Source organism: Afipia felis ATCC 53690 (assembly GCF_000314735.2).
GTDB lineage: Bacteria > Pseudomonadota > Alphaproteobacteria > Rhizobiales > Xanthobacteraceae > Afipia > Afipia felis.
This window is the reverse complement of the sequence record NZ_KB375270.1, coordinates 3,649,932-3,674,197: the sequence shown is the minus strand read 5'-3', so window position 1 is coordinate 3,674,197 and position 24,266 is coordinate 3,649,932. Positions and strand designations below refer to the sequence as shown.

Below are 24,266 nucleotides of genomic sequence, written 5' to 3'. Positions count from 1 at the left end.
GAACACATCATCGTGCCCACGCCAGATCCTCGATCGCGGCGGGATTCAGCAAACGAACTCCCCTCCGGACAATGACAATGATCTTTTGCCGCTCAAGCCGCCTCAGCGTGCGGCTGGCTGTTTCAATCGTCATGCCAAGAAAATCCGCGATATCCCGTCTCCTCATCGGAAGCGGCATCGTCTCTTGAACTTCCCCTAACCGCGCAAGCCGGTCGCGCCAGCCGATGAGAAACAGCGCAATTCTCTGCTCCGCCGAATTGCTTCCGAGCAGCAGCATCTGGTTTCTGGCCAAATGAAGCTCCCGCGTCTCGAATTCGTGCATTCGACGCAGGATGTTTGGTTTGTCCTCGACGAACCGTAAAAACTTGCTTCTGGAAAATCGGCAGGCAGCAATGGGGGTAACAGCATCGGCCGAAAAATTGTATCGTTCAGAATGTGTCGCTCCCAGAAAATCTCCCGGCAACGCGAAGCCGACGATCTGACGTCGTCCATCCGGCATGATTTTATATAGTCGAGCGACACCCTGCGTCAGATTAAATACGTTACGCGCCTTATCATCTTCCGAGAACAAAATATCCTTGGATGCAAAACTGATTTCCGGACCGAGGTTTTCCAGATCATGAAGCTCGGTGGCATTGAGTGCGGCACATATGCTGAGTGAGCGCGCCTGGCAGTGCAGGCATCGGCGATGAGAGTCGCCGGAAGATTCCGAACGGGTCGATTGCGCCATCAATCTCTGCCGTGACGAACGTTCGTTCTGCATTCTTGTTCTCGCACTTCACTCTTCGAGAAAGCCTCTCTACTATCGCGGACAGCAATATCCGAGGCTCGCCAGCCACCCCTCAATTTGATCGATGTCTCCCGGCAACTCGGTCGAGAACTCATCAGCGAAACTTCGCCAAATCTCCAGGTTACGTTCGGGAACGCCGATCGCGACAGGAATGCCGAGCTCAAGCGCCTTTGCGATCAGCCCGCACATGCCTCCTCCCTCAGCCTCCACTTTTCCGAACTTGTTCAGGACAAGAAGCGAGGGGTTATTCTCGAAGCTCCGCTCGATTTCCATTGCGGCTTCGAGCAAAGCCGCAACATCGAGACGACATCCCCTCGCGCCCGGGCCACGGTCGTCGAACAACAGAGTACGGCGCCCGCTTACAATATCTTCGAGCACAACATCGCAACTCTGGTCCGCCCCCTCAAACGCCGGGTATTGCAGAACGCCTGACAGTACCAGACCGCGGGCTCGGCATTCGCCGACGATCCATTTGAAAACCTCATCCGGATATCTGTCGTTCTCGTAGACGATCGCACCAATATCGGACGCACTTTTCCGGACTGGCTCAATTCCCCGGGTGGAATGCAATGCAAACATCGGAATCGACCTCGATTCGGCGCGCCCCAATCAGTTCGAGGCAATATGGGATGGCTGGAAAAATCGCATTGAGGCAGACTTCAATGGCGGCTGGGCGGCCAGGCAGGTTGACAATCAAAGAGCGGTTGCGTGTCCCAGCCAACTGCCGTGACAGGATCGCGGTTGGAACATGCTCCAGACTGACCCGCCGCATCAATTCGCCAAAACCGGCCAACTCGCGGCTGATGACCATTCGTGTTCCCTCAGGCGTAAGATCGCGTGGAGCCGGACCGGTACCGCCCGTCGTCAAAACCAGATCGCAGTCTTCGCGGTCCGATAGCTCGATCAATGCGCTGGCCACGCTTTCGGCGCCGTCGGGCACAATCTTGAAGATGATGATCCAGTTCGAACGAACTACTTTCTTCAGAAAATCACCAATCGCCTTTCCGCTCTTGTCTTCGTAAACACCCTCGCTTGCGCGATCCGAGACGACAAGGACACCGATCCGCGCCAGTGTTTTCGATCCGGCAAGATTTTCCGGCCTGTCGCCGTCAAGACTCATGAGCAGCCTCCATGTCCGCCGCACGTACATCCTTCATGAGAAGGACTACCCTCGTCCGACACGGCTGACATCGCTTCATCCTGCTTCAGCGACCAGCCAACCATGTAGGTCAGGCACCCGCTGCCCGGGTCGCTGGCGCGCTCCAGGATGTTCATCAAGCCAAGCCAGTCCTCGCTGCCCGCAAGGTTCGCAAAGCGGCGCACCGCTCCGGACGCATACTCACCGACGGTCTCGCCAAACCGGTTTGTCATGGCATCGACTCGGGCCAGCAAGGCCACATCACCACAAGCAATCAGCGCTTCGGCGGCATTAGCTTCGTCCTCAAAGCCGCGTATCACCTCACCGAGTTGCATGTGCCGCGCTCCCTCTATTGCACCAATGGCGTGCCCGTCCCGACAAGCGAGAAACCCGTGATCTCGGCCTGGCCTGCAAGAATCGAGATGTATTGCGCGAGTGAACGATGCTGGACACTGGCGGCGAGATAACCCGCGATCCGTTCTTTCGCGAGCTCGAACGGCAACGTCTTCCCTACCGCATGGCGATCCAGTCGCACCACGTGATAGCCATAACGCGTTTCGACGATCGCCATCTCGCCCGGTTGCATCCGCTCCAGCGCCGCCTCGAATTCGGTCACGGTCTGGCCGCGTGCGATCTGGCCGAGGCGGCCACCATTCACCGCCGAAGTGGAACACGCCGAATGGTTCGATGCCATGTCAGCAAAGGCGGCCGGATCGGCCTTCACCGCCGCAAGAATGGTTTCGGCGCTCTCACGTGCTGATGCTCGTGCCGTCTGATCGCCACGCGGCGCGGCGATGAGGATATGGGCGACTTCGTAAAGATCACCGAGCCGGAAACGCTGAATGTTCTGTTCGTAGAAACGCTGGCAGGCCGCCTCATCCGGCTCCGGCGTTTTGACCTCGCGCTCGACCAGCGCGCGCATCGCGGCTTCCTCGGCGGTTTCCCGGCGCCCATCCGGATCGGACAGCGCCTCGGTAGCGATTCCGAGTCGTGTGGCTTCCTGCAACAGCAGTTCGCGCACCACGAGCGCGCGCGCCGCCGCCTGCCAGGCATGGATCGGTTTATCCGCCGGATGGTTCTGTACCTCCTGCGCGATGGTCTCGCGGGAAATCACCACACCGTTGACGCTGATTGCCTTTGGCTTCGGCAAGGCATTTGAGACAGAACAATCCATGCTCCCTACTCCGCAGGCTGGATCGGCGGTGGGGCGGGCATACGGGTTGCTGCGACCGGCGCCGGAATATTACCCGGACGAGCGCGCACAACCTGATAGCCGCGACGACCGAGATACCAAATTGGCGCGCTCCAGATGTGCACAAGGCGAGTGAACGGGAAGACGAGGAAAATCGTCATGCCGAGCATCAGGTGCGCCTTGAAGATCGGATGCACGTCGAGAACATAGTTCGCAGCATCCGGCTGCAGCGTGACGATCGCCTGCGCCCAGTTCATGAACTTCACCATTTCATGACCGTCGAGATGACCGGCCGACACCGGAATGGTGGCAAGGCCGAGCAAAAGCTGCGCGAACAAAATCAGCAGGATCGCGGTGTCGCCGAACGACGAGTTGGCGCGGATTCGCGGATCGAACAACCGGCGATGGGTCAGAAGGGAAATGCCGACAAGGCACATCAGACCGGCGATACCACCGGCGCCCATCGCCAGCATCTGCTTGAAGCTGTGCGAGATGCCCATCATGTCGAACACCCAGATCGGCGTCAGCAGGCCGACGAAATGGCCGCCGAAGATCACCAGAATGCCGACGTGGAACAGGTTGGAGCCCCACATCAACTGACGGCGGCGCAGAAGCTGGCTTGAACCGCTGCGCCAGGTATATTGCTCGCGGTCAAAGCGAAACAGACTGCCGAACAGGCAGACAAACGCGCACAGATACGGATACCAGCCGAAGGCGATGGAATTGAGCGTGGTGTACATCTGTCCCTCCTTCTCAGGCTGCCGGCGACTTGATGGCGCGCGAGGCATGTCGCAACCGCGACTGCAATCCGTCGCGGCCGCATGACGAAGCGCTCTGCGCGGTCGGCCCAAACTTGACTTCCTCTTCTTCCCACGCGGCGTCGAGCGCGGCGAAGTCCATCGGATCGGGGTCCGGTCCTTTCAAAAGCTCCTCGACCGCTTCGCGCTCAGGCTGTTCTTCGGCAATCGCAACCATTGCATCGAAGACAGCCTTGTAGTTCGACTCCCGGCGCTCCAGGCGCTCGGCAATGGCAGCGAGAATGTGCGCGGGTTGCCCTAAGAGTTCGCGCGCTGTCGCAATCGGCTGGGTCGACAGAAATTCAAGGAACAGCGGAACGAAATCCGGCAGGTCATTCGCGGTGATGAAGAAGCCCGCGTTCTCATACAGCGTTTTCAGATCGACCATCGCCTGGCCACGGTCGCGGCTTTCGCCATGGACATGCTCGAACAGATGCAGCGCCAGCGAGCGACTGCGGTCGAACAGCAGGCCATAGCGCTCCTGAAGATCGTAGAGATCGCCGGTCGCAAGCTCATCGATCAGCACATCGAGCTTCTCGCGCGCGGCGAGTGGCACCAGCGCCTCATCATCCAGCACGGTGCCAAACAGCGGTGCGGCTGCGACGAGCTCGTCCGAAGGATAGGTCAGAAGAGCAGACAACACCTTGAATGTTTTCATCATGCCACCTCCATCGGAGTCTTGGGCTTGCGAGGCGAGCCGAACAGGTTGACCTCGGTTTCACCGCCACCGCAGCCATTGCCAAACGAAAAACCGCACGAGCCGCGCATGTCGTAGGCATCGGCGCCAAGTTCGCGATGCGCGGTCGGAATCACGAAGCGGTCCTCGTAATTGGCGAGCGCCATGATCTTGTACATCTCGTCGATCTGCGCGCCCTTGAGGCCGACGCGCGCCGCAATGGCCTCATCGATCACGCCGTCTACCGTCTTGGCGCGCATGTAGGCGCGCATAGCCAGCATGCGCTCGAGGGCCAGCGCCACCGGCTCCTCGTTGCCTGCGGTCAAGAGGTTGGCGAGATACCGCATCGGAATACGCAGCGAGCGGACATCCGGCATTTCACCATCGAGACCGATCTTGCCAGCCGATGCTGCTGAGGTGATCGGCGACAGCGGCGGTACATACCAGACCATCGGCAGCGTGCGGTATTCCGGGTGCAGCGGGAACGCGACCTTCCATTCCATCGCCATCTTCCAGATCGGCGATGCCTTGGCCGCCTCCAGCCAGGCATGCGGAATGCCCTGACGCTCCGCTTCCGCAATCACCGAGGGATCGTTGGGATCGAGAAACACGTCGAGCTGCGCCTGATAGAGATCGCGCTCATCCGGTTTGCTGGCAGCCTCCGCGATGCGGTCGGCATCATAGAGCACGACGCCGAGGTAGCGGATACGACCAACGCAGGTCTCCGAGCATACCGTCGGCTGCCCCGCCTCGATGCGAGGATAGCAGAAGATGCACTTCTCGGATTTTCCTGACGACCAGTTGTAATAAATCTTCTTGTAGGGACACCCGGAGACGCACATGCGCCAACCGCGGCACTTATCCTGATCGATCAGGACGATGCCATCCTCCTCGCGCTTATAGATCGCGCCGGACGGACATGATGCAACGCAGGTCGGGTTGAGGCAATGCTCGCACAACCGCGGCAGATACATCATGAAGGTGTTTTCGAACTGGCCGTAGATGTCCTTCTGCACGCCATCAAAATTGTAGTCCTTCGAGCGCTTGGCGAACTCGCCGCCAAGGATTTCCTCCCAGTTCGGCCCCCACTGGATTTTCTCCAGCCGCTCACCGGAAACCAGCGAACGCGGCCGCGCGGTCGGCATCGCCTTCATGTCCGGCGCGGACTGCAGATGCTCGTAATCGTAGGTAAAGGGCTCGTAGTAGTCGTCGATCTCCGGCAGATCGGGGTTGGCGAAGATGTTCGCCAGCACGCGCCATTTCCCACCGATGCGCGGTGCGATCGAACCGTCGCGCCGGCGCACCCAACCGCCCTTCCAGCGTTTCTGGTTTTCCCAGTCTTTCGGATAACCGATGCCGGGCTTGGTTTCGACGTTGTTGAACCAAGCGTATTCCATGCCTTCGCGGCTGGTCCAGACGTTCTTGCAGGTCACGCTACAGGTGTGGCACCCGATGCACTTGTCGAGATTGAGCACCATTGCGATCTGGGCACGGATTTTCATTCTGCGGCCTCCAGGCTTGTGCCCGATGTGGCGACCGGCTCGTCCAGCCAGTCCACCTTTGTCATCTTGCGGACGATCACGAATTCATCGCGGTTGGAGCCGACGGTGCCGTAATAATTGAAGCCGTAAGCCTGCTGCGCATACCCACCGATCATGTGGGTCGGCTTGAGCACGACCCGCGTCACCGAATTATGGATGCCGCCTCGCTGGCCGGTCTGCTCGGAGCCCGGCATGTTCACGATCTTCTCCTGCGCGTGATACATCATGCACATGCCCTGACGGACACGCTGCGACACCACCGCGCGCGCGACCAGCGCACCGTTGGTGTTGAACACCTCGATCCAGTCGTTATCGACGATGCCGGCGTTCTTCGCGTCGGCCTCGCTGATCCAGACGATCGGCCCGCCGCGCGACAGCGTCAGCATCAGAAGATTGTCGGTGTAGGTCGAGTGGATGCCCCACTTCTGGTGCGGCGTCAGGAAGTTCAGCACCACCGATTTGTTGCCGTTCGGCTTGCGATCGATCACCGGCCGCACTGATCTAGTGTCGATTGGCGGACGGTAGACGCAGAACCCCTCACCGAATGCCCGCATCCACAGATGATCCTGATAGAGCTGCTGACGGCCGGTCAGCGTGCGCCACGGGATCAACTCGTGGACATTGGTGTAGCAGGCGTTGTAGCAGACGCTTTCCGACTCGAGTCCTGACCATATCGGCGACGAGATGATCTTGCGCGGTTGCGCGACCACGTCGCGGAAGCGAATCTTCTCGTCCTCCTTCGGGATCGCGAGATGGGTATGGTCGCGGCCGGTGAAGGTCCCCAGCGAACTCCACGCCTTCACGGCAACCTCACCATTGGTCTCCGGCGCAAGCGATAGCAGCACCTCGCAGGCGTCGATGTCCGTCTCGATCTTCGGTAGCCCCTTGCTCAGACCCTCCTCGGTCACGACGCCGTTGAGGCGCTTGAGCAGTTCGACCTCATGCTCGGTGTTCCAGTTCATACCCTTGCCGCCATTGCCGAGCTTGCTCATCAGCGGACCGAGCGAGGTGAACTGCTTGTAGAGATTCGGATAGTCGCGCTCGACCACGACGACCGCCGGCATAGTCTTGCCGGGGATCGGATCGATCTCGCCTTTCTTCCAATCCTTGACGTCAAGCGGCTGCGCGATCTCGCCCGGCGAGTCGTGCATGATCGGCGTGAGCACCACGTCCTTCTCGACGCCGAGTACCTCGGGGGCGACCTTCGAGAATGACTTCGCGATGCCCTTGTAGATCTCCCAGTCGCTACGCGACTCCCACACCGGATCGACCGCAGCGGTCAACGGGTGGATGAAGGGATGCATGTCCGAGGTGTTGAGATCGTTCTTCTCGTACCAAGTCGCGGTCGGCAACACGATGTCCGAGTACATGCAGGTGGTGGACATGCGGAAGTCGAGCGTGACGAGCAGGTCGAGCTTTCCTTCCGGCGCCTCCTCGTGCCAGGCAACCTCGGACGGCTTGCGGCCGCCGACATCGCCGAGATCCTTGCCGATCACGCCATGACTGGTGCCGAGCAAATGCTTGAGGAAATATTCGTGCCCCTTGCCCGACGCGCCGAGCAGGTTGGAGCGCCAGACGAACAGATTGCGCGGCCAGTTCTTCGGATTGTCCGGGTCTTCGCAGGACATCTTCAACTCGCCGGACTTCAGCGCCTTGGCAACATAGTCCTTGGCTTCCAGTCCCGATGCCGCCGCCTGCTTGGCGACTTCAAGCGGGTTGGTCTGAAGCTGCGGCGCGGACGGCAACCAGCCCATGCGCTCGGCGCGCACGTTGTAGTCGATCAGCGCACCATCCCACGGCCCCATCGGCGCGGTCGGCGACAGCACGTCCTTGACGTCGAGCGTCTCGTAACGCCACTGATCGGTATGCGCGTAGAAAGCCGAGGTCGAGTTCATCTGACGCGGCGGCCTGCTCCAGTCGAGACCGAAAGTCAGCGGCACCCAGCCGGACTGCGGCCGCAGCTTTTCCTGACCGACATAATGCGACCAGCCGCCGCCGGACTGGCCGACACAACCGCACATCACCAGCATATTGATGATGCCGCGGTAGTTCATGTCCATGTGGTACCAGTGATTAAGCCCGGCGCCGACGATCACCATCGAACGGCCGTTGGTCTTCTCGGCATTGCGCGCGAACTCGCGCGCCACCGTGATGATCTGCTCGCGCGGCACGCCGCTGATCTGCTCCGCCCAGGCCGGCGTATAGGGCTCGATCTCGTCGTAACCCTTGGCGATGTTCTCGCCGCCGAGCCCGCGATCGATACCGTAATTGGCGACGAACAGATCAAACACCGAAGCAACCGGCGTCTCGCCATCGGCAAGTTGCAGCATCTTCACCGGAATGTTGCGGGTCAGCACGCCCGGATGATCCGTGCCGCGAAAATGGTCATGCTCGCGATTACCGAAATACGGGAATCCGACCTTGGCGACATCGTCCTGAATATCCATCAGTGACATTCGCAGCCTGGTATCGCCGCCCGCTGCCTTCTCCTCGAGATTCCAGTTGCCCTTCTCGCCCCAGCGGAAACCAATCGAGCCATTCGGCGCAACGATGCCGCCACTGGCCTCGTCATAGGCGACTGTCTTCCACTCCGGATTATTGGCCTCGTTGAGGCCGTCGACAAAATCCGACGCGCGCACGAAGCGATCCGGAATGTAATGATCGCCCTGCTTCACCAGACGCACCAGCATCGGCATGTCGCTGTAGCGGCGCATATAGTCGTCAAAATATGCGGTCTTCTTGTCGATATGGAATTCGCGCAGGATGACATGGCCCATCGCCATCGCCACCGCCGCATCGGTACCCTGCTTCGGCGACATCCACATGTCGGCAAATTTCGACGCCTCGGAATAGTCCGGGCAGATCACCACGCTCTTGGCGCCCTTGTAACGCGCCTCGGTGTAGAAGTGCGCATCCGGCGTGCGCGTCTGCGGCACGTTGGAGCCCCACAGGATCAGGAAGCCCGCATTGTACCAGTCGGCGCTTTCCGGAACGTCGGTCTGCTCGCCCCAGGTCTGTGGCGAAGCCGGCGGCAGGTCGCAGTACCAGTCATAGAATGACATGCAGACGCCGCCGAGCAGCGACAGGTAACGCGCGCCTGAGGCGTAGCTCACCATCGACATCGCCGGGATCGGCGAGAAGCCGAACACGCGATCCGGACCATGAGCCTTCACCGTGTAGGCATTCGCCGCACCGATGATCTCGTTGACCTCATCCCAGTTTGCCCGCACGAAACCGCCGAGGCCGCGCCGCTTGGTGTAGGCGGCGCGTTTTTCTGGATTCTCGACAATCGACTTCCACGCCGCCACCGGCGTCAGCGTCGCACGCGCCGCGCGCCACAGCTTGAGCAGGCGTGAGCGCACCAGCGGATATTTCACGCGGTTACCGGAATACAGGTACCAGCTATAGCTCGCACCGCGCGGACAGCCGCGGGGTTCGTGGTTCGGCAGATCGGGCCGCGTGCGCGGATAGTCGGTCTGCTGGGTTTCCCAGGTGACGATGCCGCCCTTGACATAGACCTTCCACGAGCAGGAGCCCGTGCAGTTCACGCCATGCGTGGAACGCACGATCTTGTCGTGCTGCCAGCGCTTGCGGTAGCCGTCCTCCCACGACCTGTCTTCCGTCGTGGTGATGCCGTGACCGCCGGCGAACTCGGTTCTGGTTTTCGTGAAGAACGAAAGCCTGTCTAGAAAATGGCTCATCAGCCTCTCCTTACTGCGCCGGCTGGGCAACCGCCGTTGCACCACGCCGCTCGATGTCATGAAGCAGGCCGCCCTTGCGAGTGTAGACAGCCCAGGTGATCGCTACGCAGGTGACGTAGAAGATGAAGAATCCCCACAGCGCCGCTTCCACGCCGCCGGTCATGTCGATCGACGTACCGAACGACTTCGGGATGAAGAACGCGCCGAATGCGGCGATCGCCGAGGTAAATCCGGTAATCGCGGCGGATTCCTTCTCCGTCTGACGTGCGCGAGCGACAGCGTCGGCTTCCGGCATCAGGCGATCCATCTCTTTGCGCATGATGTTCGGGATCATCTGGAAGGTCGACGCATTGCCGACGCCGGTGGCGAAGAACATCAGGAGGAACATCGCGAAGAATCCCCAGAACGCGCCGGGCTGCTCCCTGATGCCGGTGAAGTAGAGAATCCCGAGTACGCCCGCCATCATCGTCACGAACACCCACAGCGTGACGCGGCCGCCGCCCCACTTGTCCGCGATCCAGCCGGTCGCCGAGCGCGACAGCGCGCCGACCAGCGGCCCGAGGAAGACGAACGGCAACACATTGATGTTCGGGAACAGAACCTTCGCCAGCAGCGGGAAGCCCGCGGAGTAACCGATGAAGGAGCCGAACGTGCCGGTGTAGAGCCAGCACATCACCCAGTTATGCTTGCGCTGGAAGATCACCGCCTGATCGGAGAACGAAGCCTTGGCTGAGGCGATATCGTTCATGCCGAACCACGCAGCGAATGCGCTGGCGGCGATGAAGGGCACCCAGACGAACCCGGCGTTCTGCAGCCACATCGGCACCTGACGTGGGCCGTCCGCCACCATCACCGGGTCGCCGCCGAACCAGCCGAGTACGCCAACCGTAATGACGAGCGGCACCACGAACTGCACCACGCTGACGCCCAGATTGCCGAGGCCGGCATTCAGCGCGAGCGCGTTGCCTTTCTCGGCACGCGGGAAGAAAAAGGAGATATTGGCCATCGAGGACGCAAAGTTGCCGCCGCCGAAGCCGCATAACAGCGCCAGTGCCAGGAACACGACGTAAGGTGTCGAAGGGTTCTGCACCGCATAGCCGATGCCGACCGCCGGGATCATCAGCGACCATGTCGCCAGCGTCGTCCATAGTCGCCCGCCGAAAATCGGCACCATGAACGAGTAGAACACGCGCAGCACCGCGCCGGAGATACCCGGCAGCGCCGCCAGCCAGAACAACTCCGCCGTGGTGAACTTGAACCCGACCGAAGGCAGCTTCGCCACCACCACCGACCAGACCTGCCAGATGGCGAACGACAGCAGCAGCGCCGGAATTGAAATCCACAGATTGCGCCGCGCGATAGCGCGCCCCTTGGTTTCCCAGAACTCGCGATCCTCCGGCCGCCAGTCGGTGAGCACGACGCCAGCCAAAGCGCCGATGTGCTCGGGCTTGTGGATCTCCTCCATTTCGGGGAATTGCGGCAGCTTCCTCAGCGCCTCGCCGGCGAGGCCGCGCTCCATCTGCCGCACAGCCAGATGCATCCAGAGCAGCGAGACGGTGACGATAAGGAACAGCAGCATAAAGCAGCTGGTCCACAACCCGGTCAGATCATTCAGCGCGCCGAAAGCTATCGGCAGCACGAAACCACCGAGGCCGCCGATCATGCCGACAAGGCCGCCGACCACGCCAACATTGTTGGGGTAATAAACCGGGATGTGCCTGAACACCGCCGCCTTGCCCAGCGCCATGAAGAAACCGAGCACGAACACCGTCACCGTGAACGGCACCACGCCCATTTCGAGATGGAAGCCCATCGAGCCGGTCACGGTCCGCACCACGTAATCCGTCGGCGGATAGGACAGGATGAAGGTGCAGGCGACGCCAACCAGAAGCGACCAGTACATCACCCGCCGCGCGCCGTAGCGGTCAGCGAGATGGCCGCCATAGGCACGAAAGATCGACGCCGGGATCGAAAACATCGCCGCGATCATGCCGGCGGCCTTGAGATCGACGCCGTAAACATTGATGAGGTACTGCGGCAGCCACAGTGCGAGCGCCACGAATGCACCGAACACGAAGAAGTAATAGAGCGAGAAGCGCCAGACCTGAATATTCTTGAGCGGGGCGAATTCGAGCCACATGCTCTTCGGCTTTTCGCCGCGCGCGCGCCGTTCGCGCATCACCGGATCTTCCTCCGCGAAGATCCAGAAGATGACCGCCATCACCGCAAGAACCACAGCCCAGACCTGCGCGACCGCCTGCCAGCCGAACGCGACCATGACGAACGGCGCAAGGAGCTTGGTGACCGCGGAACCAACATTGCCTGCGCCAAAAATGCCAAGCGCAGTGCCCTGCTTCCCAGCCGGATAGAACCGGGAGACATAGGCGACGCCGACCGCGAACGAGCCGCCCGCAATACCGACGAAGAACGCGGCGATCAAAAATTGCGGATAGGTGTGCGCCCAGGTGAGGAAGTAAGTCGCCACCGCAGCCGCAAGCATCACGATGGTATTGACGCGGCGCCCGCCATACTGATCGGTCCACGCTCCGAGGACGAGGCGAATAAGCGATCCGCTCAGGATCGGCAAGCCAACCAACAGGCCGAACTCAGTCTCGTTGAGACCGAGCTTCTGCTTGATGCTGATGCCGATGATGGAAAAGATCGTCCAGACCGCAAAGCAGATCGTGAACGAGATCGTTGAAAGCCAAAGCGCCCGCCCTCGCGTTGCGCTACCTTGACTGGGTCCACCCACAGAGCATCTCCAAATCAGTTTCGATCGGAGATTGCTTTCCGGGCCATGGAATTGATTTGCGTTGGATCAAGCCAAGATCATCGGCCCTGACTTATATGAAAGTACACACCCTTGTGTGATCCTATACTCTTAGAAACGTGACGCTTGCCGTACTTGAAATTGATAAAAATCACACTTCATCCATCATGAAGCGGAGCACTGGCGTTGCGCCATCAAGATATCGAACAGCTGAAAGAGCTATCGCTGTTTTCCGGAATGCGTCCGGAGAACCTGGAGCGATTGCTGGATGCTGCTTTGCTGCAGAAGTTTCCAGCCGGGGTCGTTTTGACACATGAAGGTACCCAGGCTGACTTCCTGCATGTGCTGATCGATGGCCTCGCCGAAATCTATACCGAACAGGATGGCGGCGAATGTGGAATCTCATTAGTCCACCCGGTCTCCACGTTCATTCCCGCAGCCATTGTCAGCGAACAGCCCTATTTGAGTTCGGTAAGAACGCTGGTCGAATCGCGCGTTTTGCTGATTCCGGCGAAGCGCATCCGCGAGGTTTTCGATCAGGATGTCGCCTTCGCCCGCATGATCGCTACCGAACTTGCACTCGCCTACCGCGGCTCCGTCAAGAAGCTCAAAGGATATATGGCAAGGTCCAGCGTCGAGCGGCTGGCCAATTGGATCCTGACTGAAGCCCAAAAAAATACTCCGCAGAAAAACGTCGTCGTCCCCTTCGACCGCAGCACGCTGGCATCGCATATCGGCACCACGCGGGAAAATCTGTCGCGAAGCCTTGCCTGTCTGACGGAACACGGCGTGCGAATTAGAGGGCGTGAAATCGTCATCGACGATAAAGAACAACTCATTCTCTTCGCGCGCCCTCAACGGCTCATCGACGATCCAACATCATGAACCGCCGAGAATCCTCGAGAAATTCGGGGCAATTCCTGCGTCATGACACTGCCTCCTCCGAACGGCGCCTGAATTGATATCCGGTCGCCCGGCCATTGCGAAATGGCAGGACGATTTTGCGCTAACGCAAGGCACGCGGCGGGAGGCCTGCTAAATGCTGTCCCGCGGCAGTCTCTTGCGGGATCGAGCTACGCTCTCTGCAAGACATATGGAGCGTGCAGATGGAGCATCCTTACGAATCGCCGGAGATTTCGGCCGCTCCACAGCGCCGCTCTGACCCGCACGAAAGCCTTACTCAGCCGGCCGATCGAAAGAACGACAGGTTGATTCCGGTGGATCTCGCGATCCAGAAAGGAATGAGGCTGAGGCTTCCGATAGAGGTGGAAACCGTGGATTTGCAGGACGCCTCCGGACGGGTTCTTGCGCAACCTCTCACGGCCCCGACGCCGCTGCCCCGTTTCGATCACAGCGCGATGGATGGCTATGCAGTCAACGTCGACGATCTCAATGGCTTTCTGCCAGTCCGACTGACTGTCATCGGACGGGTCGCCGCCAGCCGAACGGAAAAAGAAATTGCCGTGCAGGCTGGCACTGCGATCCGGATTCTAACCGGAGCACCAATTCCGCCCGGGGCGAACACTGTTATCGCTCAGGAGGAGATCAAGCGTGAGGGTGATACAATCGTCATCTCTCGGCTTCCGCAGCGCGGTGAAAATATCAGGCTTCGCGGCGAGGACGTTCAAGCTGGCGCTACATTGATAACTCGCGGCAGCCTGATGGACCCGCGCGCAATGGGCGTCACTGCATCAGCTGGACTAGCAAAGATCGAGGTGTTCAGGAAACTCCGCGTCGCCATCTTTTCGACGGGGTCAGAATTGCGCCAGCCCGGTGAAACCATCGCGTTGGGCGAAATCTATAATTCCAATCGCTACATTCTGCGCGGCCTGTTGGATAAAGCCTGGATCAGCGTTGTCGACCTTGGGTCCTGCCATGACGACCCGAAAGCCTTGTCCGCCCGCATGCGTGATGCAATTGCGAATGCCGACGTGGTGATTACCACGGGCGGCGTTTCTGTCGGTGACGAAGACCATATGGCTGACGTTGTTCGCCAGTGCGAAGGGGCTATCGTAGTCTCCGGCGTTGCGATCAAACCAGGAAAACCACTCACGCTCGGCCGGGTCGGCCAAGCCGCTTATATCGGCCTCCCGGGCAATCCCGGCGCGGTCTTCACCACGTTTTGTGCCGTGGTTGAGGGACTGTTGGGAACGTGGGCCGGCCTGAGGCAGCCGATAGAACCTGCATCTCCTGCGATCGCGAATTTTGTCTGGCCATCGCATCCTGGCCGGTCAACCTATCTGCCCGCCATTCTCACCGGCTACAGTGCCAATGGAGCCCCAATCGTGGATTTGCTGCCAAAAGCCAATTCCGGAAAACTCGCTCTTCTGAGCAGGGCCGAAGGATTTGTCGTGATCGGTCCTCATCGCGCAGACATCAAGCGCGGCGATGCCGTCGAATGGTTTCCCCTCACAAAACACTGATTTCAGTTGTGCATGGCGAGGCCCGCACGTGACCCTTCCCTCCATCATCCATATGCGACCCGACCTGAATAGCCGGTATGGCGAGGAGCGCCTGCCGCGTTATACGAGCTATCCAACCGCACCGCATTTCTCCGATTCGATCACCCGGCACACTTACGGCCGCTGGCTGGCAGAAATTCCTCACGGGAAAACGATATCGCTCTATCTGCATATCCCGTTCTGCCAATCCATGTGCTGGTATTGCGGTTGCAACACCACCATCGTTCGGCGCAATGAGCCCGTCGCCGAATATCTCGCAGCGCTGCGGCAAGAAATCGATATGGTGGCGAGCCATATCGGACAGACACCGAAGGTCGGTTCAGTCCATTTCGGCGGCGGAACACCGACGATCATGACGCCGGCTCAATTCTCAGGACTCGTTGATTTTCTGAGACAGAAGTTCAGTTTTCTGTCCGGCGCCGAAATCGCCATCGAGATCGACCCGCGCAGGCTCACCCGCGAAATGTCACTCGAACTCAGCGCGAGCGGCATCACGCGGGCCAGCCTCGGTGTTCAGAGTTTCGACCCCGCAGTACAGCTAGCCATCAACCGCATTCAGAGCTTCGAAGACACCGCCGCAGTGACCGATGGATTGCGAGCAGCCGGCATCCGCAGCATCAATTTCGATCTGATATATGGCTTACCCCTTCAAACAGTCGCATCGTGCTTCGATACCGCCCAAAAATGCCTGCAGCTCCGTCCCAATCGTCTTTCCGTCTTCGGTTATGCTCACGTCCCGACGTTCAAGAAGCATCAGCGCAAGATAGACGAAGCCGCACTTCCGGACGGAACGAAGCGCTACCTTCAGGCGAACATGATTGCCTATTGCTTGACCAACGCGGGCTATCGACAGATTGGCCTTGACCATTTTGCCCTTCCGAACGACAGCCTTGCAACGGCACAGGCGGAGGGGCATCTCCATCGAAACTTTCAGGGCTACACGACCGACAGCAGCGATATCCTGATTGGCTTTGGCGCAAGCGCCATCGGACGATTGAATCAAGGTTACGTCCAGAACGAGGTTGCACCGCGGGCCTATTGTGCGCAAATCCGTGAAGGCAACCTGGCTATCCGGAAAGGTTATACGCTGACCGCCGACGATCGCCTGCGCGCAGAGATCATTGAGCGGATCATGTGCGATTTTCGTGTCGATCTGAAACAGGTTTGCACAAAATACGGCACGATGCCGGAGACTGTGCTTCACTCAGAGCGCCTGCACATGTTGATCGACGACGGTGTCGCTTGCCTCGAGGGACCGGTGCTTTCGGTCAAGGATGACGCACGGCATCTCGTGCGCAGCGTCGCTTCTGCCTTCGACGCTCATCTCGGGCCGTCCGGCCCGGTCTATAGCCGGGCAGTCTGAACCCGACGACTATCGCCGGAGCACGCTGACTGCACGGGCGAGATCATCGCGTCGGCAATTCAGATTCTGCGGATCGATGCTGCGCAAGGCAGCCGCGCCAGCCTCTGCAGAACGGCCAATCTCTTCAAATAAAAGCGCCATTTCCACGAAAACCGTGCGATCCTTCTCGTTCTCGGTCAGCTGATCGAGATCCGAGAGCAGCATGAGAAGGGCGTCGATACGATCCTTGTGGTCGCGCGCACGAAGCAGTGATCGCCTCGAAAGACGCCGCGACTCAAGATCCGAGAAACGCTCCAGAGCCTCGCTTAGAATTTCGCGACAGTTGCAATCGAGATCCATCCGCGTCAGGACAACCTGTAACCGTCCCATCAAATCCAGCGTTTCTCCGACATGGTTATCCTCAACCACAGCCATCTCCCTTCCGAATTACATTAAAATAATAATGTCCTGTCTTCTGCGTTGTGCCCTCTACCCGCAACTGGCGGACACAGCACCGCCCCCGGCCGTCCGTGCACAAATCCATTTGCGAACGGCACATCCGGATAGATGCGCAAGAGTTCGCTCATACCGTCTTCGTAGGTCCGGCACCCGTCGAGCACATCCCTAAAAATCCGGGCTACGGCAACCATGTCGCATCGCTGCGGCGACAGACGAAGCGCGCCGACCCTGGCCATATCGAGATCGTCAACATCTCCCAGCAAATTCACGCAAGCATGGGACATCGTCTGAACACCGTTCATGGCAAGGAACGGTTCGCCGTCGAGCGTTGCCACGGGCAGCCCGTCCGGATCTTTCTCACAGACGAACCGGCAATTATCCTTGGAGAGTTTGTGAAGGCGGGCATGATAACAGCGCGCGGAAATTGCAAGCGGCACGCGGCCGAAGGCAAATATCTCCGTCGTCACGCCAGGCAAAGCGGCTGCAATGGTCCGAATCGATTCCATCGGCAATTCCGGCGGCAAGCAAATCCGTTTAGCTCCTCGTCCCGCGAAGTAAGCCGCAGTCTCCTCGTTGTAGACGTTCACGAACGGCCCGATCGCATGAGGACGATCCCCAATCGACCCAAGGCAAGTGACATCGTTTGCCTCCACCATGAAATCCGTATTTGCAGCAAGGTCCGCCATCTGCCGGCGTTCCCGTTGCAGCGACACAAGAATGAGGGACCCGAGCACAACCTGCTTCCCGCAGGCTGCCAGCCGCTCGATCACCGCAGGCATATGCTCTGTGAAAAATGGCGTACGTTTCGAACAGACAATTTCGCCGACGATGACCACATCCACCGGGGCCTCTTCGGCAATGCGGAAATAGAAATCCCGCCATTGCTCAGCTTGCCAGTTGTAGAGCACAGGCCCGAGGGTCAACTGCATAGGCACGGCCTTTCATGGGATAAGCCGTCAACTGTTGGGAGACACGATATCATCGCCAGCTCTTGCGATAGGCTCCGGCCGTTGTCGACTGGCCCTCGGTGAGAGCGACAAGATCGTTGGCTGGAGCGGCAATATCCTCTTTCAGTCCGGTAAGGGTCTGGCGAAAGCTGCGGACCACGCGCTCGATATAAGCACGTCCACGTTGGCGCCCCTCGATTTTGAGCGCCGTTACGCCAGCCCTTTGCAATTCCGGCAACATGGCGGTTGCATCAAGACTCACTGGATCCTCGAAAAGGTAGCCAACACCGTGCTCCGTCTGGAAGCGGCCCTTGCAGAGGGTCGGATATCCCGCGGACTCTCCAGCGGAGAATCTGTTGACCGTGAAGGCACCAAGCCGCGAAATGAGATGCCCATCCAGCTCGCGATAATGAACATGGCTTGCGGGCGAGCAGACGCCGTTCATGTTCGGAGATTCTCCCGTGGCGTAGGAGGAGAGCGAACAGCGCCCCTCCTCCATGACGCAAAGGCCGCCAAAGACGAAGACTTCCGTCTCGCAACTGATCTCCTTCGTGATTGCCGCGATCTCAGGCACACTCAGCACCCGGGGCAGAACAACCCGGCGGACCCCAAACTCTTCCACGTAAAACTCGATCGCATCCGGATTGGCAGCAGCCGCCTGGACCGACAGATGCAGGCGCTGACCGGGGTGGTGCAGGACCGCGTAATCAAGAACTCCGATATCGGCAACGATCAGCGCATCCGCACCAGCCTCCGCAGCAGCATCCACCGCTCGTTTCCACACATCCACCGCACCCGCCCGCGCGAATGTATTGATCGCAATGAGAACCTTGACGCCGTGTCGATGGGCATAGGCAATTCCAGCCGTCAACTCTTCGTGGCTAAAATTCAGGCCGGGGAAGTTGCGCGCGTTGGTTTCGTCGCGAAACCCGCAATACACTGCATCTGCTCCCGCGTCGACAGCAGCCCTGAGTGCAGCAGGCGTCCCGGCAGGGCAGATCAATTCCATGATCGGCTCTCGCGCTCCAGGCCGTTCCGTTGCCGACCGGGCGGCCTGCCGATGATTCCTTGCAGAAGCTGCGCGGCAACAGGCGACAACGGCCCCAGCCATGCGACGGATTCCGCGACGAGGTCGATCCCGGCTTCGTCAATTGCATTACGCAATGCGATTGCCGCCTCCATGTCGCCCTCGACCTGAATATTCCGGGAAAAAAACAGTGCGTCGCCATCGCAGGAGCCATCGACGAGGCCGATCAGCGTTGCGATGGTCCCCGTAATCCTGACATCGATCTGTTGCGGCAAGGACCTGAGCGCGACGATTTTCGGATTCACGCGCGCGGGCTCGAGCACGAAGACAAAAGGCAAGTCCGTCGGATCAAGCCCAAATCGTTTCGTAGCGTGCGAGCCCAGGCGGTCAAAGATCTGCGGATGACGCTTCTGAACACCGTGGAGGCATGAGCCAAGCAGCGGCTGCAACGGCAAAAGCGGCAGGTATTGCCCGACAAAGGCCAGCACCGGCGGCACTCTCGAAATGAACGGACCAGACGCCGGCATCAGAGTCTCCTCTGAAGTGTTCATATCATCGGCATCAAGTGAATTCCTTGTTCGAGGACAATGAATGTTTGCAGCTTCTGCTTCAGGAAAGGCGCAGGAAGCCTCTCATAAAGACAGTTTTTGGAGATCACGCCTCTGTTGCGCCGAGACCAGCCACTTTTCAAAAGCCTGCGCAGCTTTCTCTCCTACCTTGAGAAAAAAGACCAACTTGTCCGCATCCGCGAGCCGGTCTCGGTTGTCCATGAAATGACCGAGATTCACAGACGCGTTCTTCAGAATAATGGCCCGGCGCTGCTGTTTGAAACGCCTATCAAAGCCGACGGTGCGGCCACAGAGATACCTGTCCTCGTAAATCTGTTCGGTACGCGGGAGCGCGTTGCCTGGGGACTCGGTGTCGATCCTGAGAATTTGCCGAACCTCGGTCAGGCGCTCGCAGAATTGAGCGAGCCAGAGCCTCCGCGCAGCCTCGCAGACGCAATGGCTAAACTGCCGCTTGCTCGCGGAATCATGGCAATGCGCCCCAGGCATGTCGAAGCCGCACCCATACACGACATCGTATGGCGGGACGATTCAGTCGACCTCAGCCGGCTGCCGATCCAGATCTGCTGGCCACGCGAACCGGCTCCGCTCGTCACATGGCCGATGGTCATCACCAGACCGCCCGATGATGAGACGGACGCCAACATCAATGTCGGCATCTACAGAATGCAGGTGCTTGACCGCAATCGTCTGATCCTGCGCTGGCTTGCTCATCGCGGCGGCGCCCGGCATCATCATCTGTGGAAGTCACGCGGTCTCGACATGCCGGTCGCGATCGCCATCGGTGCCGATCCGGCTGCCATGCTTACGGCGGCGCTTCCGCTGCCGGAAACGCTCTCGGAATTTCGTTTTGCGGGTCTCCTGCGTGGAGCGCGCCTGCCGCTCGCGCGCTGCATCAGCGTTCCGCTGATGGTTCCTGCGGAGGCCGAGATCGTCATCGAAGGCACCGTCTCTCCCGACGAAACGGCTCCCGAAGGACCGTTCGGCGACCACACCGGCTATTATAATGCCGTCGAGAATTTCCCGGTGATGCGCGTGTCCGCCATCACCATGCGATGGAAGCCAATCTATATTTCGACGTTCACTGGACGTCCGCCGGACGAGCCATCCCGGATCGGCGAAGTCTTTAACGAGCTCCTTGTCCCGCTGCTCAGGAAGAAGATTCCGGAGATCGTGGACCTGTGGCTTCCTCCCGAAGCATGCTCGTACCGGATCGCCATTGCATCCATCTCAAAGCGCTATCCGGGGCAGGCGCGTCGGGTCATGCTCGCATTGTGGTCGATGCTGCCACAGCTCACTTACACAAAATTTCTGATCCTCGTCGATCCGGACATCAATGTCCGCAACTGGTCCGATGTGATGTGGGCGGTTGCCACGCGCTCCGATCCCTCGCGCGACCTCGTCACGCTGACTGATACGCCGATCGATTATCTCGACTTCGCATCGCCCAAGCCTGGCCTCGGCGGCAAGGTCGGCATCGATGCAACCACGAAAATGCCTCCCGAAACGGACCGCGAATGGGGACGGGCCCTCGACATAGATGAAGCCGTCGTCGCCCGCGTGAACGAGCTTTGGCAGCGTCTCGGCCTTAACTGACCCTCAGGCGCGAACGGACCTCTTTCCCATCACGATATCACCTCGAAGGAAGACCGCATCACCTCGTTATGGATGAATCCGCGCTGCACATAAGAAAGCGTCATCTCTGCAAGAGCTGGCGCTAACAGGAAGCCGTGGCGGTAGAGTCCATTCACCGATATCTTTCGGCGGCTCACGACGATGCGCGGCAGATGATCCGGAAACGCAGGCCGAAGCCCCGCACCGATCTCAAGGATATAAGCGTCCCCGAACGCAGGATGAACGGTGGAGGCTGCCGTCAGAAGTTCAACGACTGAGCGCAAGCTGACGGCCGTATCTTCGCTTTCGATGCTGGTCGCACCGATCATGAAACAGTTATTTTCGCGCGGAATGACATAAATCGGCCAGCGCGGATGAAGCAGGCGCACTGGGCGCGACAGCGTGAAGTCCTGCACCTCGACGACAACCATCTCGCCCTTGACGCCGCGCAGATCTGAAAACTTGTCTCTGGCGGAAAGACCGCGACAGTCAATCACGATACCTTCGGTTTCAAGGGCAAGCTCATCGAGATCGCATTCCGACTGAAACCGGATGATACCGCCAGCCGCCACGAACCTTGCATGCAGTTGCGGCAGCACGGCACGTGGCTCCACATGCCCCTCCCCCGCAAAAAACAGACCCGCGTGAAACCGTCCGTACAGCGCCGGTTCAAGCTCGCCGACGCCATTCGCGTCGAGACGATCATGTCCTGTCGTCAGTCGCGCGAAGCGCTCGAAATCCGAGCGATCACGCGGCTGTGCCACGACAAGCGAGCCATTAAACGACGTGTCGGGAAGATGCTGGCGCCAGAGCTCCAGCGAGCGTGTCCCGAGATCCGTAATGAGCGGCTCGGATACCTCGCCTTCACACCACGGCGCCAGCATGCCCCCCGCCCAGTGACTGGTCGCATAGGTCATCTTGATGTCGTCGCGATCAAGCAGCGTGACATCATAGCCTGCACACGCAAACAGCAGCGCCTGCCAGCTCCCCGCGACACCGGCGCCGATCACGGTGACGGAAGACACTCCCTTCGGGGAAGGCGGTTCTTTCAACGTCATCTCTGTCCCGAACCGGATACCTCGGTTACCGCCTCCACTTCGCATTGGTGATCGCTTTTTTCATCCGACCGGATCACGAACATTGGTCCAACCTACATCACGACGACAAACCGTTCTTTGCGCATACACAAATTCCCATCGATGCCATTGTCGTATAGTTCATACTACCCAACAGCGGGCGCGGACCCATCCGTCGAAAGCCAGGAGATCGTCAATGACCGTCACCCCTCGCAAAGGGGGCTTGGTCTTAAATCTTGAAGATTTGTCTCCCGCCTATTTCGGGCTGGTGATGGCCACAGGCATCGTGTCCCTGGCTGCCTTCATGATGGAGCATCCGAGCATCGCCACCGCGCTGTTTTATCTGAACATCGCGCAATACATCGTCCTGTGCTTGCTCTATGGCCTGAGGGCGTGGCGTTATCCGCGTCGCTTCTTCGGCGACATGGTCGCCCATCTCCGCGGACCCGGCTATTTCACAACAGTTGCCGGCACCGGTATTCTGGCCAGCCAATTCATGGTGCTCCACGAGAACACCACAGCTGGCTTGATATTATGGATGTTCGCCATCCTGCTTTGGGTCGGCCTGACCTACACCATCTTTACCGCCTTCACCGTGAAGCGCAGCAAGCCGACGCTCGACAAGGGCATCAATGGCGGCTGGCTGCTGGCAGTCGTCGCGACACAAGCTCTTTCCATATCCAGCGCATTGCTTGCCGCGCGCATGGGTCAGCCCTATCGGCTTGAGCTCAATCTGATGGCTCTGTCGATGTGGCTATGGGGCGGCATGCTGTACATCTGGATGATGTCGCTGATCTTCTATCGCTATGCGTTCTTCGAATTTTCACCCGGAGATCTCGCGCCACCCTACTGGATCAATATGGGGGCAATGGCGATTTCAACACTGGCCGGCTCCCTGCTCATTCTGAACGCGCCGCACGCACCCTATCTGGCGTCGCTGTTGCCGTTCCTGAAAGGCTTCACGGTATTCTACTGGGCGACCGGGACATGGTGGATACCGATGCTACTTCTGCTCGGCATCTGGCGTTACGGTTATGAGAGATTTCCGTTCGAATACGATCCGCTTTACTGGGGCGCGGTGTTCCCGCTCGGCATGTATGCGGCTTGTACCTGGCAAATGGACCGGGCCATGGAATTCGGTTTTCTGGCCGGACTCCCACGCGTATTTTTCTATGTCGCGCTGGTGGCGTGGACGATCACGTTCATCGGAATGTTGCGCACGCTGGCGCGCGGGTTGCGGCACTAACGGCCCACGATACCCTCACCAACTGAGCTTGCGCGTCAGGCGATGAAGAAGAACGTCGAAACGGCGTGACGCGGCGGGATCACTGGCGCGCAGCATCACACAGGCTTGCCCGGCGAGACGGCACGCCTGCTCGACTTCTCCGGCGGCAGCGAGAGCCGTCAGGCTTGTCAGGAGAATTTCGGGCAAGCGCATGACCCCTGCGGTCGCCTCATCCTCGCCCGGACGGCGTGCTGGCGCCGTGGCTTCACTCACCATTGGCTCCCGATACCCAGATGTGCTTTCGCCTCGGGCGTCATCATGTCCGGCGTCCAGCGCGGTTCATAGGTCAGTCTGACATCGACAAACTCCACCCCGTCGACAGAGCTCGCCGCCTCGCCCGCGCCAGTCTTCAGATAATTCGTTGCCGGACATCCCGGCGTGGTCGTCGTCATCGTTACAATGGTGACGCCGCCGTCCTCGACCGCGACATCGTAAACGAGGCCGAGATCGACAATGTTGTAGCCGAGCTCCGGATCGATCACCCGCCGCAATGCTTCGCGGATCTGTCCGGCGGCGGTCGCGTCGTCCTCCTCGCCTGATGCGCTAGCGTGGGCGGAGGCGCCGGGCGGCGTCCGCAACACCGGCGCGCCGGACATGAAGTGCTCCATGATAGTTCCAAGGATCGCAGGCTTGAGATGCTGCCAGTCCGAACCCGACCGCGTCACGACGATCGAATCCTTGTTGAGCAACACGCCGGCGACGCCGGGAATTGTGAAAAGCTGCTCGGCGAGCGGCGACGAAGCGGCCTGTTCCTTTGTCTTGAGATTGAGCGTTCCCTCGGGCAACACCTCACGACCCGGGAGAAATCTCAGCCGCTCGGAATCCTGCGTCTCTTCCGTCTGAATGAACATCGCACACCTCCTGCGTGAGACCTCGCAGCCGC

General features: G+C 59.6%; 22 protein-coding genes and 1 pseudogene. 5 read left to right on the top strand and 18 right to left on the bottom strand.

Going from position 1 to position 24,266, the window contains the following annotated elements:
- Window positions 1-7: 7 nt before the first annotated feature.
- The 10 genes from HMPREF9697_RS17555 to HMPREF9697_RS17510 all read right to left on the bottom strand — a co-directional run bounded on the left by HMPREF9697_RS17555 (window position 8) and on the right by HMPREF9697_RS17510 (window position 12,587).
- Window positions 8-730: a Crp/Fnr family transcriptional regulator gene (locus tag HMPREF9697_RS17555; protein WP_040308009.1), complete on the bottom strand. Its 723-nt coding sequence runs from the start codon at window positions 728-730 to the stop codon at window positions 8-10.
- Window positions 731-802: 72 nt separating this feature from the next.
- Window positions 803-1,369: a DUF2478 domain-containing protein gene (locus tag HMPREF9697_RS17550; RefSeq protein ID WP_002718588.1), complete on the bottom strand. Its 567-nt coding sequence runs from the start codon at window positions 1,367-1,369 to the stop codon at window positions 803-805.
- The gene (mog, locus tag HMPREF9697_RS17545; protein WP_002718587.1) at window positions 1,338-1,910 is read right to left on the bottom strand and encodes a molybdopterin adenylyltransferase; all 573 of its coding nucleotides are present in this window, start codon (window positions 1,908-1,910) and stop codon (window positions 1,338-1,340) included. The genes HMPREF9697_RS17550 and mog overlap by 32 nt, the downstream gene beginning before the upstream one ends.
- Window positions 1,907-2,263, bottom strand: a complete 357-nt coding sequence (locus tag HMPREF9697_RS17540; RefSeq protein WP_002718586.1) for a hypothetical protein — start codon at window positions 2,261-2,263, stop codon at window positions 1,907-1,909. The genes mog and HMPREF9697_RS17540 overlap by 4 nt, the downstream gene beginning before the upstream one ends.
- Before the next feature lie 14 nt (window positions 2,264-2,277).
- Window positions 2,278-3,102 carry a peptidylprolyl isomerase gene (locus tag HMPREF9697_RS17535; RefSeq protein ID WP_002718585.1) on the bottom strand — a complete coding sequence of 275 codons (825 nt, stop codon included), beginning with the start codon at window positions 3,100-3,102 and terminating at the stop codon, window positions 2,278-2,280.
- 5 nt (window positions 3,103-3,107) lie between these two features.
- Complete coding sequence (narI, locus tag HMPREF9697_RS17530) at window positions 3,108-3,860, bottom strand: respiratory nitrate reductase subunit gamma (RefSeq protein ID WP_002718584.1); 753 nt, start codon at window positions 3,858-3,860, stop codon at window positions 3,108-3,110.
- A gap of 13 nt (window positions 3,861-3,873) precedes the next feature.
- The gene (narJ, locus tag HMPREF9697_RS17525) at window positions 3,874-4,575 is read right to left on the bottom strand and encodes a nitrate reductase molybdenum cofactor assembly chaperone (protein ID WP_040308008.1); all 702 of its coding nucleotides are present in this window, start codon (window positions 4,573-4,575) and stop codon (window positions 3,874-3,876) included.
- The gene (gene narH, locus HMPREF9697_RS17520) at window positions 4,575-6,095 is read right to left on the bottom strand and encodes a nitrate reductase subunit beta (protein ID WP_002718582.1); all 1,521 of its coding nucleotides are present in this window, start codon (window positions 6,093-6,095) and stop codon (window positions 4,575-4,577) included. Before narH ends, narJ begins: the two co-directional genes overlap by 1 nt.
- Complete coding sequence (locus HMPREF9697_RS17515; protein ID WP_002718581.1) at window positions 6,092-9,835, bottom strand: nitrate reductase subunit alpha; 3,744 nt, start codon at window positions 9,833-9,835, stop codon at window positions 6,092-6,094. Before HMPREF9697_RS17515 ends, narH begins: the two co-directional genes overlap by 4 nt.
- Before the next feature lie 10 nt (window positions 9,836-9,845).
- Complete coding sequence (locus HMPREF9697_RS17510; RefSeq protein WP_002718580.1) at window positions 9,846-12,587, bottom strand: nitrate/nitrite transporter; 2,742 nt, start codon at window positions 12,585-12,587, stop codon at window positions 9,846-9,848.
- Between the two features lie 204 nt (window positions 12,588-12,791).
- Here HMPREF9697_RS17510 and HMPREF9697_RS17505 point away from each other — a divergent pair, with 204 nt between their 5' ends.
- The 3 genes from HMPREF9697_RS17505 (at window position 12,792) to hemN (ending at window position 16,430) form a co-directional block, all read left to right on the top strand.
- The gene (locus tag HMPREF9697_RS17505) at window positions 12,792-13,490 is read left to right on the top strand and encodes a cyclic nucleotide-binding domain-containing protein (protein ID WP_002718579.1); all 699 of its coding nucleotides are present in this window, start codon (window positions 12,792-12,794) and stop codon (window positions 13,488-13,490) included.
- A gap of 221 nt (window positions 13,491-13,711) precedes the next feature.
- A complete protein-coding gene (locus HMPREF9697_RS17500) occupies window positions 13,712-15,028 on the top strand; it encodes a molybdopterin molybdotransferase MoeA (RefSeq protein WP_002718578.1) in 1,317 nt (438 codons plus the stop codon).
- Between the two features lie 52 nt (window positions 15,029-15,080).
- A complete protein-coding gene (gene hemN, locus HMPREF9697_RS17495; RefSeq protein WP_040308007.1) occupies window positions 15,081-16,430 on the top strand; it encodes an oxygen-independent coproporphyrinogen III oxidase in 1,350 nt (449 codons plus the stop codon).
- A 9-nt stretch (window positions 16,431-16,439) separates the two neighbouring features.
- Here the strand turns inward: hemN and HMPREF9697_RS17490 are convergent, their stop codons facing one another.
- From HMPREF9697_RS17490 to ubiT, 4 genes are read right to left on the bottom strand one after another with little or no spacing between them, the layout of a single operon-like run.
- Complete coding sequence (locus HMPREF9697_RS17490) at window positions 16,440-16,844, bottom strand: hypothetical protein (protein ID WP_002718576.1); 405 nt, start codon at window positions 16,842-16,844, stop codon at window positions 16,440-16,442.
- Between the two features lie 17 nt (window positions 16,845-16,861).
- Window positions 16,862-17,797 carry a ubiquinone anaerobic biosynthesis protein UbiV gene (ubiV, locus tag HMPREF9697_RS17485; protein WP_002718575.1) on the bottom strand — a complete coding sequence of 312 codons (936 nt, stop codon included), beginning with the start codon at window positions 17,795-17,797 and terminating at the stop codon, window positions 16,862-16,864.
- 49 nt (window positions 17,798-17,846) lie between these two features.
- On the bottom strand, window positions 17,847-18,824 hold the full coding sequence (gene ubiU / locus HMPREF9697_RS17480) for a ubiquinone anaerobic biosynthesis protein UbiU (RefSeq protein WP_040308006.1): 978 nt from the start codon (window positions 18,822-18,824) through the stop codon (window positions 17,847-17,849).
- Window positions 18,815-19,369 carry a ubiquinone anaerobic biosynthesis accessory factor UbiT gene (gene ubiT / locus HMPREF9697_RS17475; RefSeq protein WP_002718573.1) on the bottom strand — a complete coding sequence of 185 codons (555 nt, stop codon included), beginning with the start codon at window positions 19,367-19,369 and terminating at the stop codon, window positions 18,815-18,817. The genes ubiU and ubiT overlap by 10 nt, the downstream gene beginning before the upstream one ends.
- Window positions 19,370-19,504: 135 nt before the next feature.
- On the opposite strand from ubiT, the gene HMPREF9697_RS17470 reads away from it, so the two are divergent.
- The gene (locus HMPREF9697_RS17470) at window positions 19,505-21,004 is read left to right on the top strand and encodes a UbiD family decarboxylase (RefSeq protein WP_081602598.1); all 1,500 of its coding nucleotides are present in this window, start codon (window positions 19,505-19,507) and stop codon (window positions 21,002-21,004) included.
- 29 nt (window positions 21,005-21,033) lie between these two features.
- Here the strand turns inward: HMPREF9697_RS17470 and HMPREF9697_RS17465 are convergent, their stop codons facing one another.
- Complete coding sequence (locus HMPREF9697_RS17465) at window positions 21,034-22,080, bottom strand: FAD-dependent oxidoreductase (protein WP_002718571.1); 1,047 nt, start codon at window positions 22,078-22,080, stop codon at window positions 21,034-21,036.
- Between the two features lie 214 nt (window positions 22,081-22,294).
- Here HMPREF9697_RS17465 and HMPREF9697_RS17460 point away from each other — a divergent pair, with 214 nt between their 5' ends.
- On the top strand, window positions 22,295-23,344 hold the full coding sequence (locus HMPREF9697_RS17460; protein ID WP_002718570.1) for a tellurite resistance/C4-dicarboxylate transporter family protein: 1,050 nt from the start codon (window positions 22,295-22,297) through the stop codon (window positions 23,342-23,344).
- A gap of 15 nt (window positions 23,345-23,359) precedes the next feature.
- Here the strand turns inward: HMPREF9697_RS17460 and HMPREF9697_RS17455 are convergent, their stop codons facing one another.
- The 3 genes and pseudogenes from HMPREF9697_RS17455 to HMPREF9697_RS21585 all read right to left on the bottom strand — a co-directional run.
- On the bottom strand, window positions 23,360-23,599 hold the full coding sequence (locus tag HMPREF9697_RS17455) for a hypothetical protein (protein WP_040308005.1): 240 nt from the start codon (window positions 23,597-23,599) through the stop codon (window positions 23,360-23,362).
- Window positions 23,593-23,979, bottom strand: coding sequence for a metal-sulfur cluster assembly factor (locus HMPREF9697_RS21590; protein ID WP_430642227.1), 387 nt, complete (start codon window positions 23,977-23,979; stop codon window positions 23,593-23,595). Before HMPREF9697_RS21590 ends, HMPREF9697_RS17455 begins: the two co-directional genes overlap by 7 nt.
- 3 nt (window positions 23,980-23,982) lie before the next feature.
- Window positions 23,983-24,234: pseudogene (locus HMPREF9697_RS21585) on the bottom strand (NifU N-terminal domain-containing protein); the annotation flags it as partial.
- Between the last annotated feature and the right edge of the window lie 32 nt (window positions 24,235-24,266).

Coding starts and splice junctions, on each gene's coding strand:
- HMPREF9697_RS17455 (WP_040308005.1), bottom strand. CDS start 23,599: ATGGTGAGTGAAGCCACGGCGCCAGCACGCCGTCCGGGCGAGGATGAG.
- HMPREF9697_RS17535 (WP_002718585.1), bottom strand. CDS start 3,102: ATGGATTGTTCTGTCTCAAATGCCTTGCCGAAGCCAAAGGCAATCAGC.
- HMPREF9697_RS17460 (WP_002718570.1), top strand. CDS start 22,295: ATGACCGTCACCCCTCGCAAAGGGGGCTTGGTCTTAAATCTTGAAGAT.
- narI (WP_002718584.1), bottom strand. CDS start 3,860: ATGTACACCACGCTCAATTCCATCGCCTTCGGCTGGTATCCGTATCTG.
- ubiV (WP_002718575.1), bottom strand. CDS start 17,797: ATGCAGTTGACCCTCGGGCCTGTGCTCTACAACTGGCAAGCTGAGCAA.
- ubiU (WP_040308006.1), bottom strand. CDS start 18,824: ATGGAATTGATCTGCCCTGCCGGGACGCCTGCTGCACTCAGGGCTGCT.
- mog (WP_002718587.1), bottom strand. CDS start 1,910: ATGAGTCTTGACGGCGACAGGCCGGAAAATCTTGCCGGATCGAAAACA.
- HMPREF9697_RS17465 (WP_002718571.1), bottom strand. CDS start 22,080: ATGACGTTGAAAGAACCGCCTTCCCCGAAGGGAGTGTCTTCCGTCACC.
- hemN (WP_040308007.1), top strand. CDS start 15,081: ATGCGACCCGACCTGAATAGCCGGTATGGCGAGGAGCGCCTGCCGCGT.
- narH (WP_002718582.1), bottom strand. CDS start 6,095: ATGAAAATCCGTGCCCAGATCGCAATGGTGCTCAATCTCGACAAGTGC.
- narJ (WP_040308008.1), bottom strand. CDS start 4,575: ATGAAAACATTCAAGGTGTTGTCTGCTCTTCTGACCTATCCTTCGGAC.
- HMPREF9697_RS17490 (WP_002718576.1), bottom strand. CDS start 16,844: ATGGCTGTGGTTGAGGATAACCATGTCGGAGAAACGCTGGATTTGATG.
- HMPREF9697_RS21590 (WP_430642227.1), bottom strand. CDS start 23,979: ATGTCCGGCGCGCCGGTGTTGCGGACGCCGCCCGGCGCCTCCGCCCAC.
- HMPREF9697_RS17555 (WP_040308009.1), bottom strand. CDS start 730: ATGGCGCAATCGACCCGTTCGGAATCTTCCGGCGACTCTCATCGCCGA.
- ubiT (WP_002718573.1), bottom strand. CDS start 19,369: ATGCCGGCGTCTGGTCCGTTCATTTCGAGAGTGCCGCCGGTGCTGGCC.
- HMPREF9697_RS17500 (WP_002718578.1), top strand. CDS start 13,712: ATGGAGCATCCTTACGAATCGCCGGAGATTTCGGCCGCTCCACAGCGC.
- HMPREF9697_RS17540 (WP_002718586.1), bottom strand. CDS start 2,263: ATGCAACTCGGTGAGGTGATACGCGGCTTTGAGGACGAAGCTAATGCC.
- HMPREF9697_RS17515 (WP_002718581.1), bottom strand. CDS start 9,835: ATGAGCCATTTTCTAGACAGGCTTTCGTTCTTCACGAAAACCAGAACC.
- HMPREF9697_RS17550 (WP_002718588.1), bottom strand. CDS start 1,369: ATGTTTGCATTGCATTCCACCCGGGGAATTGAGCCAGTCCGGAAAAGT.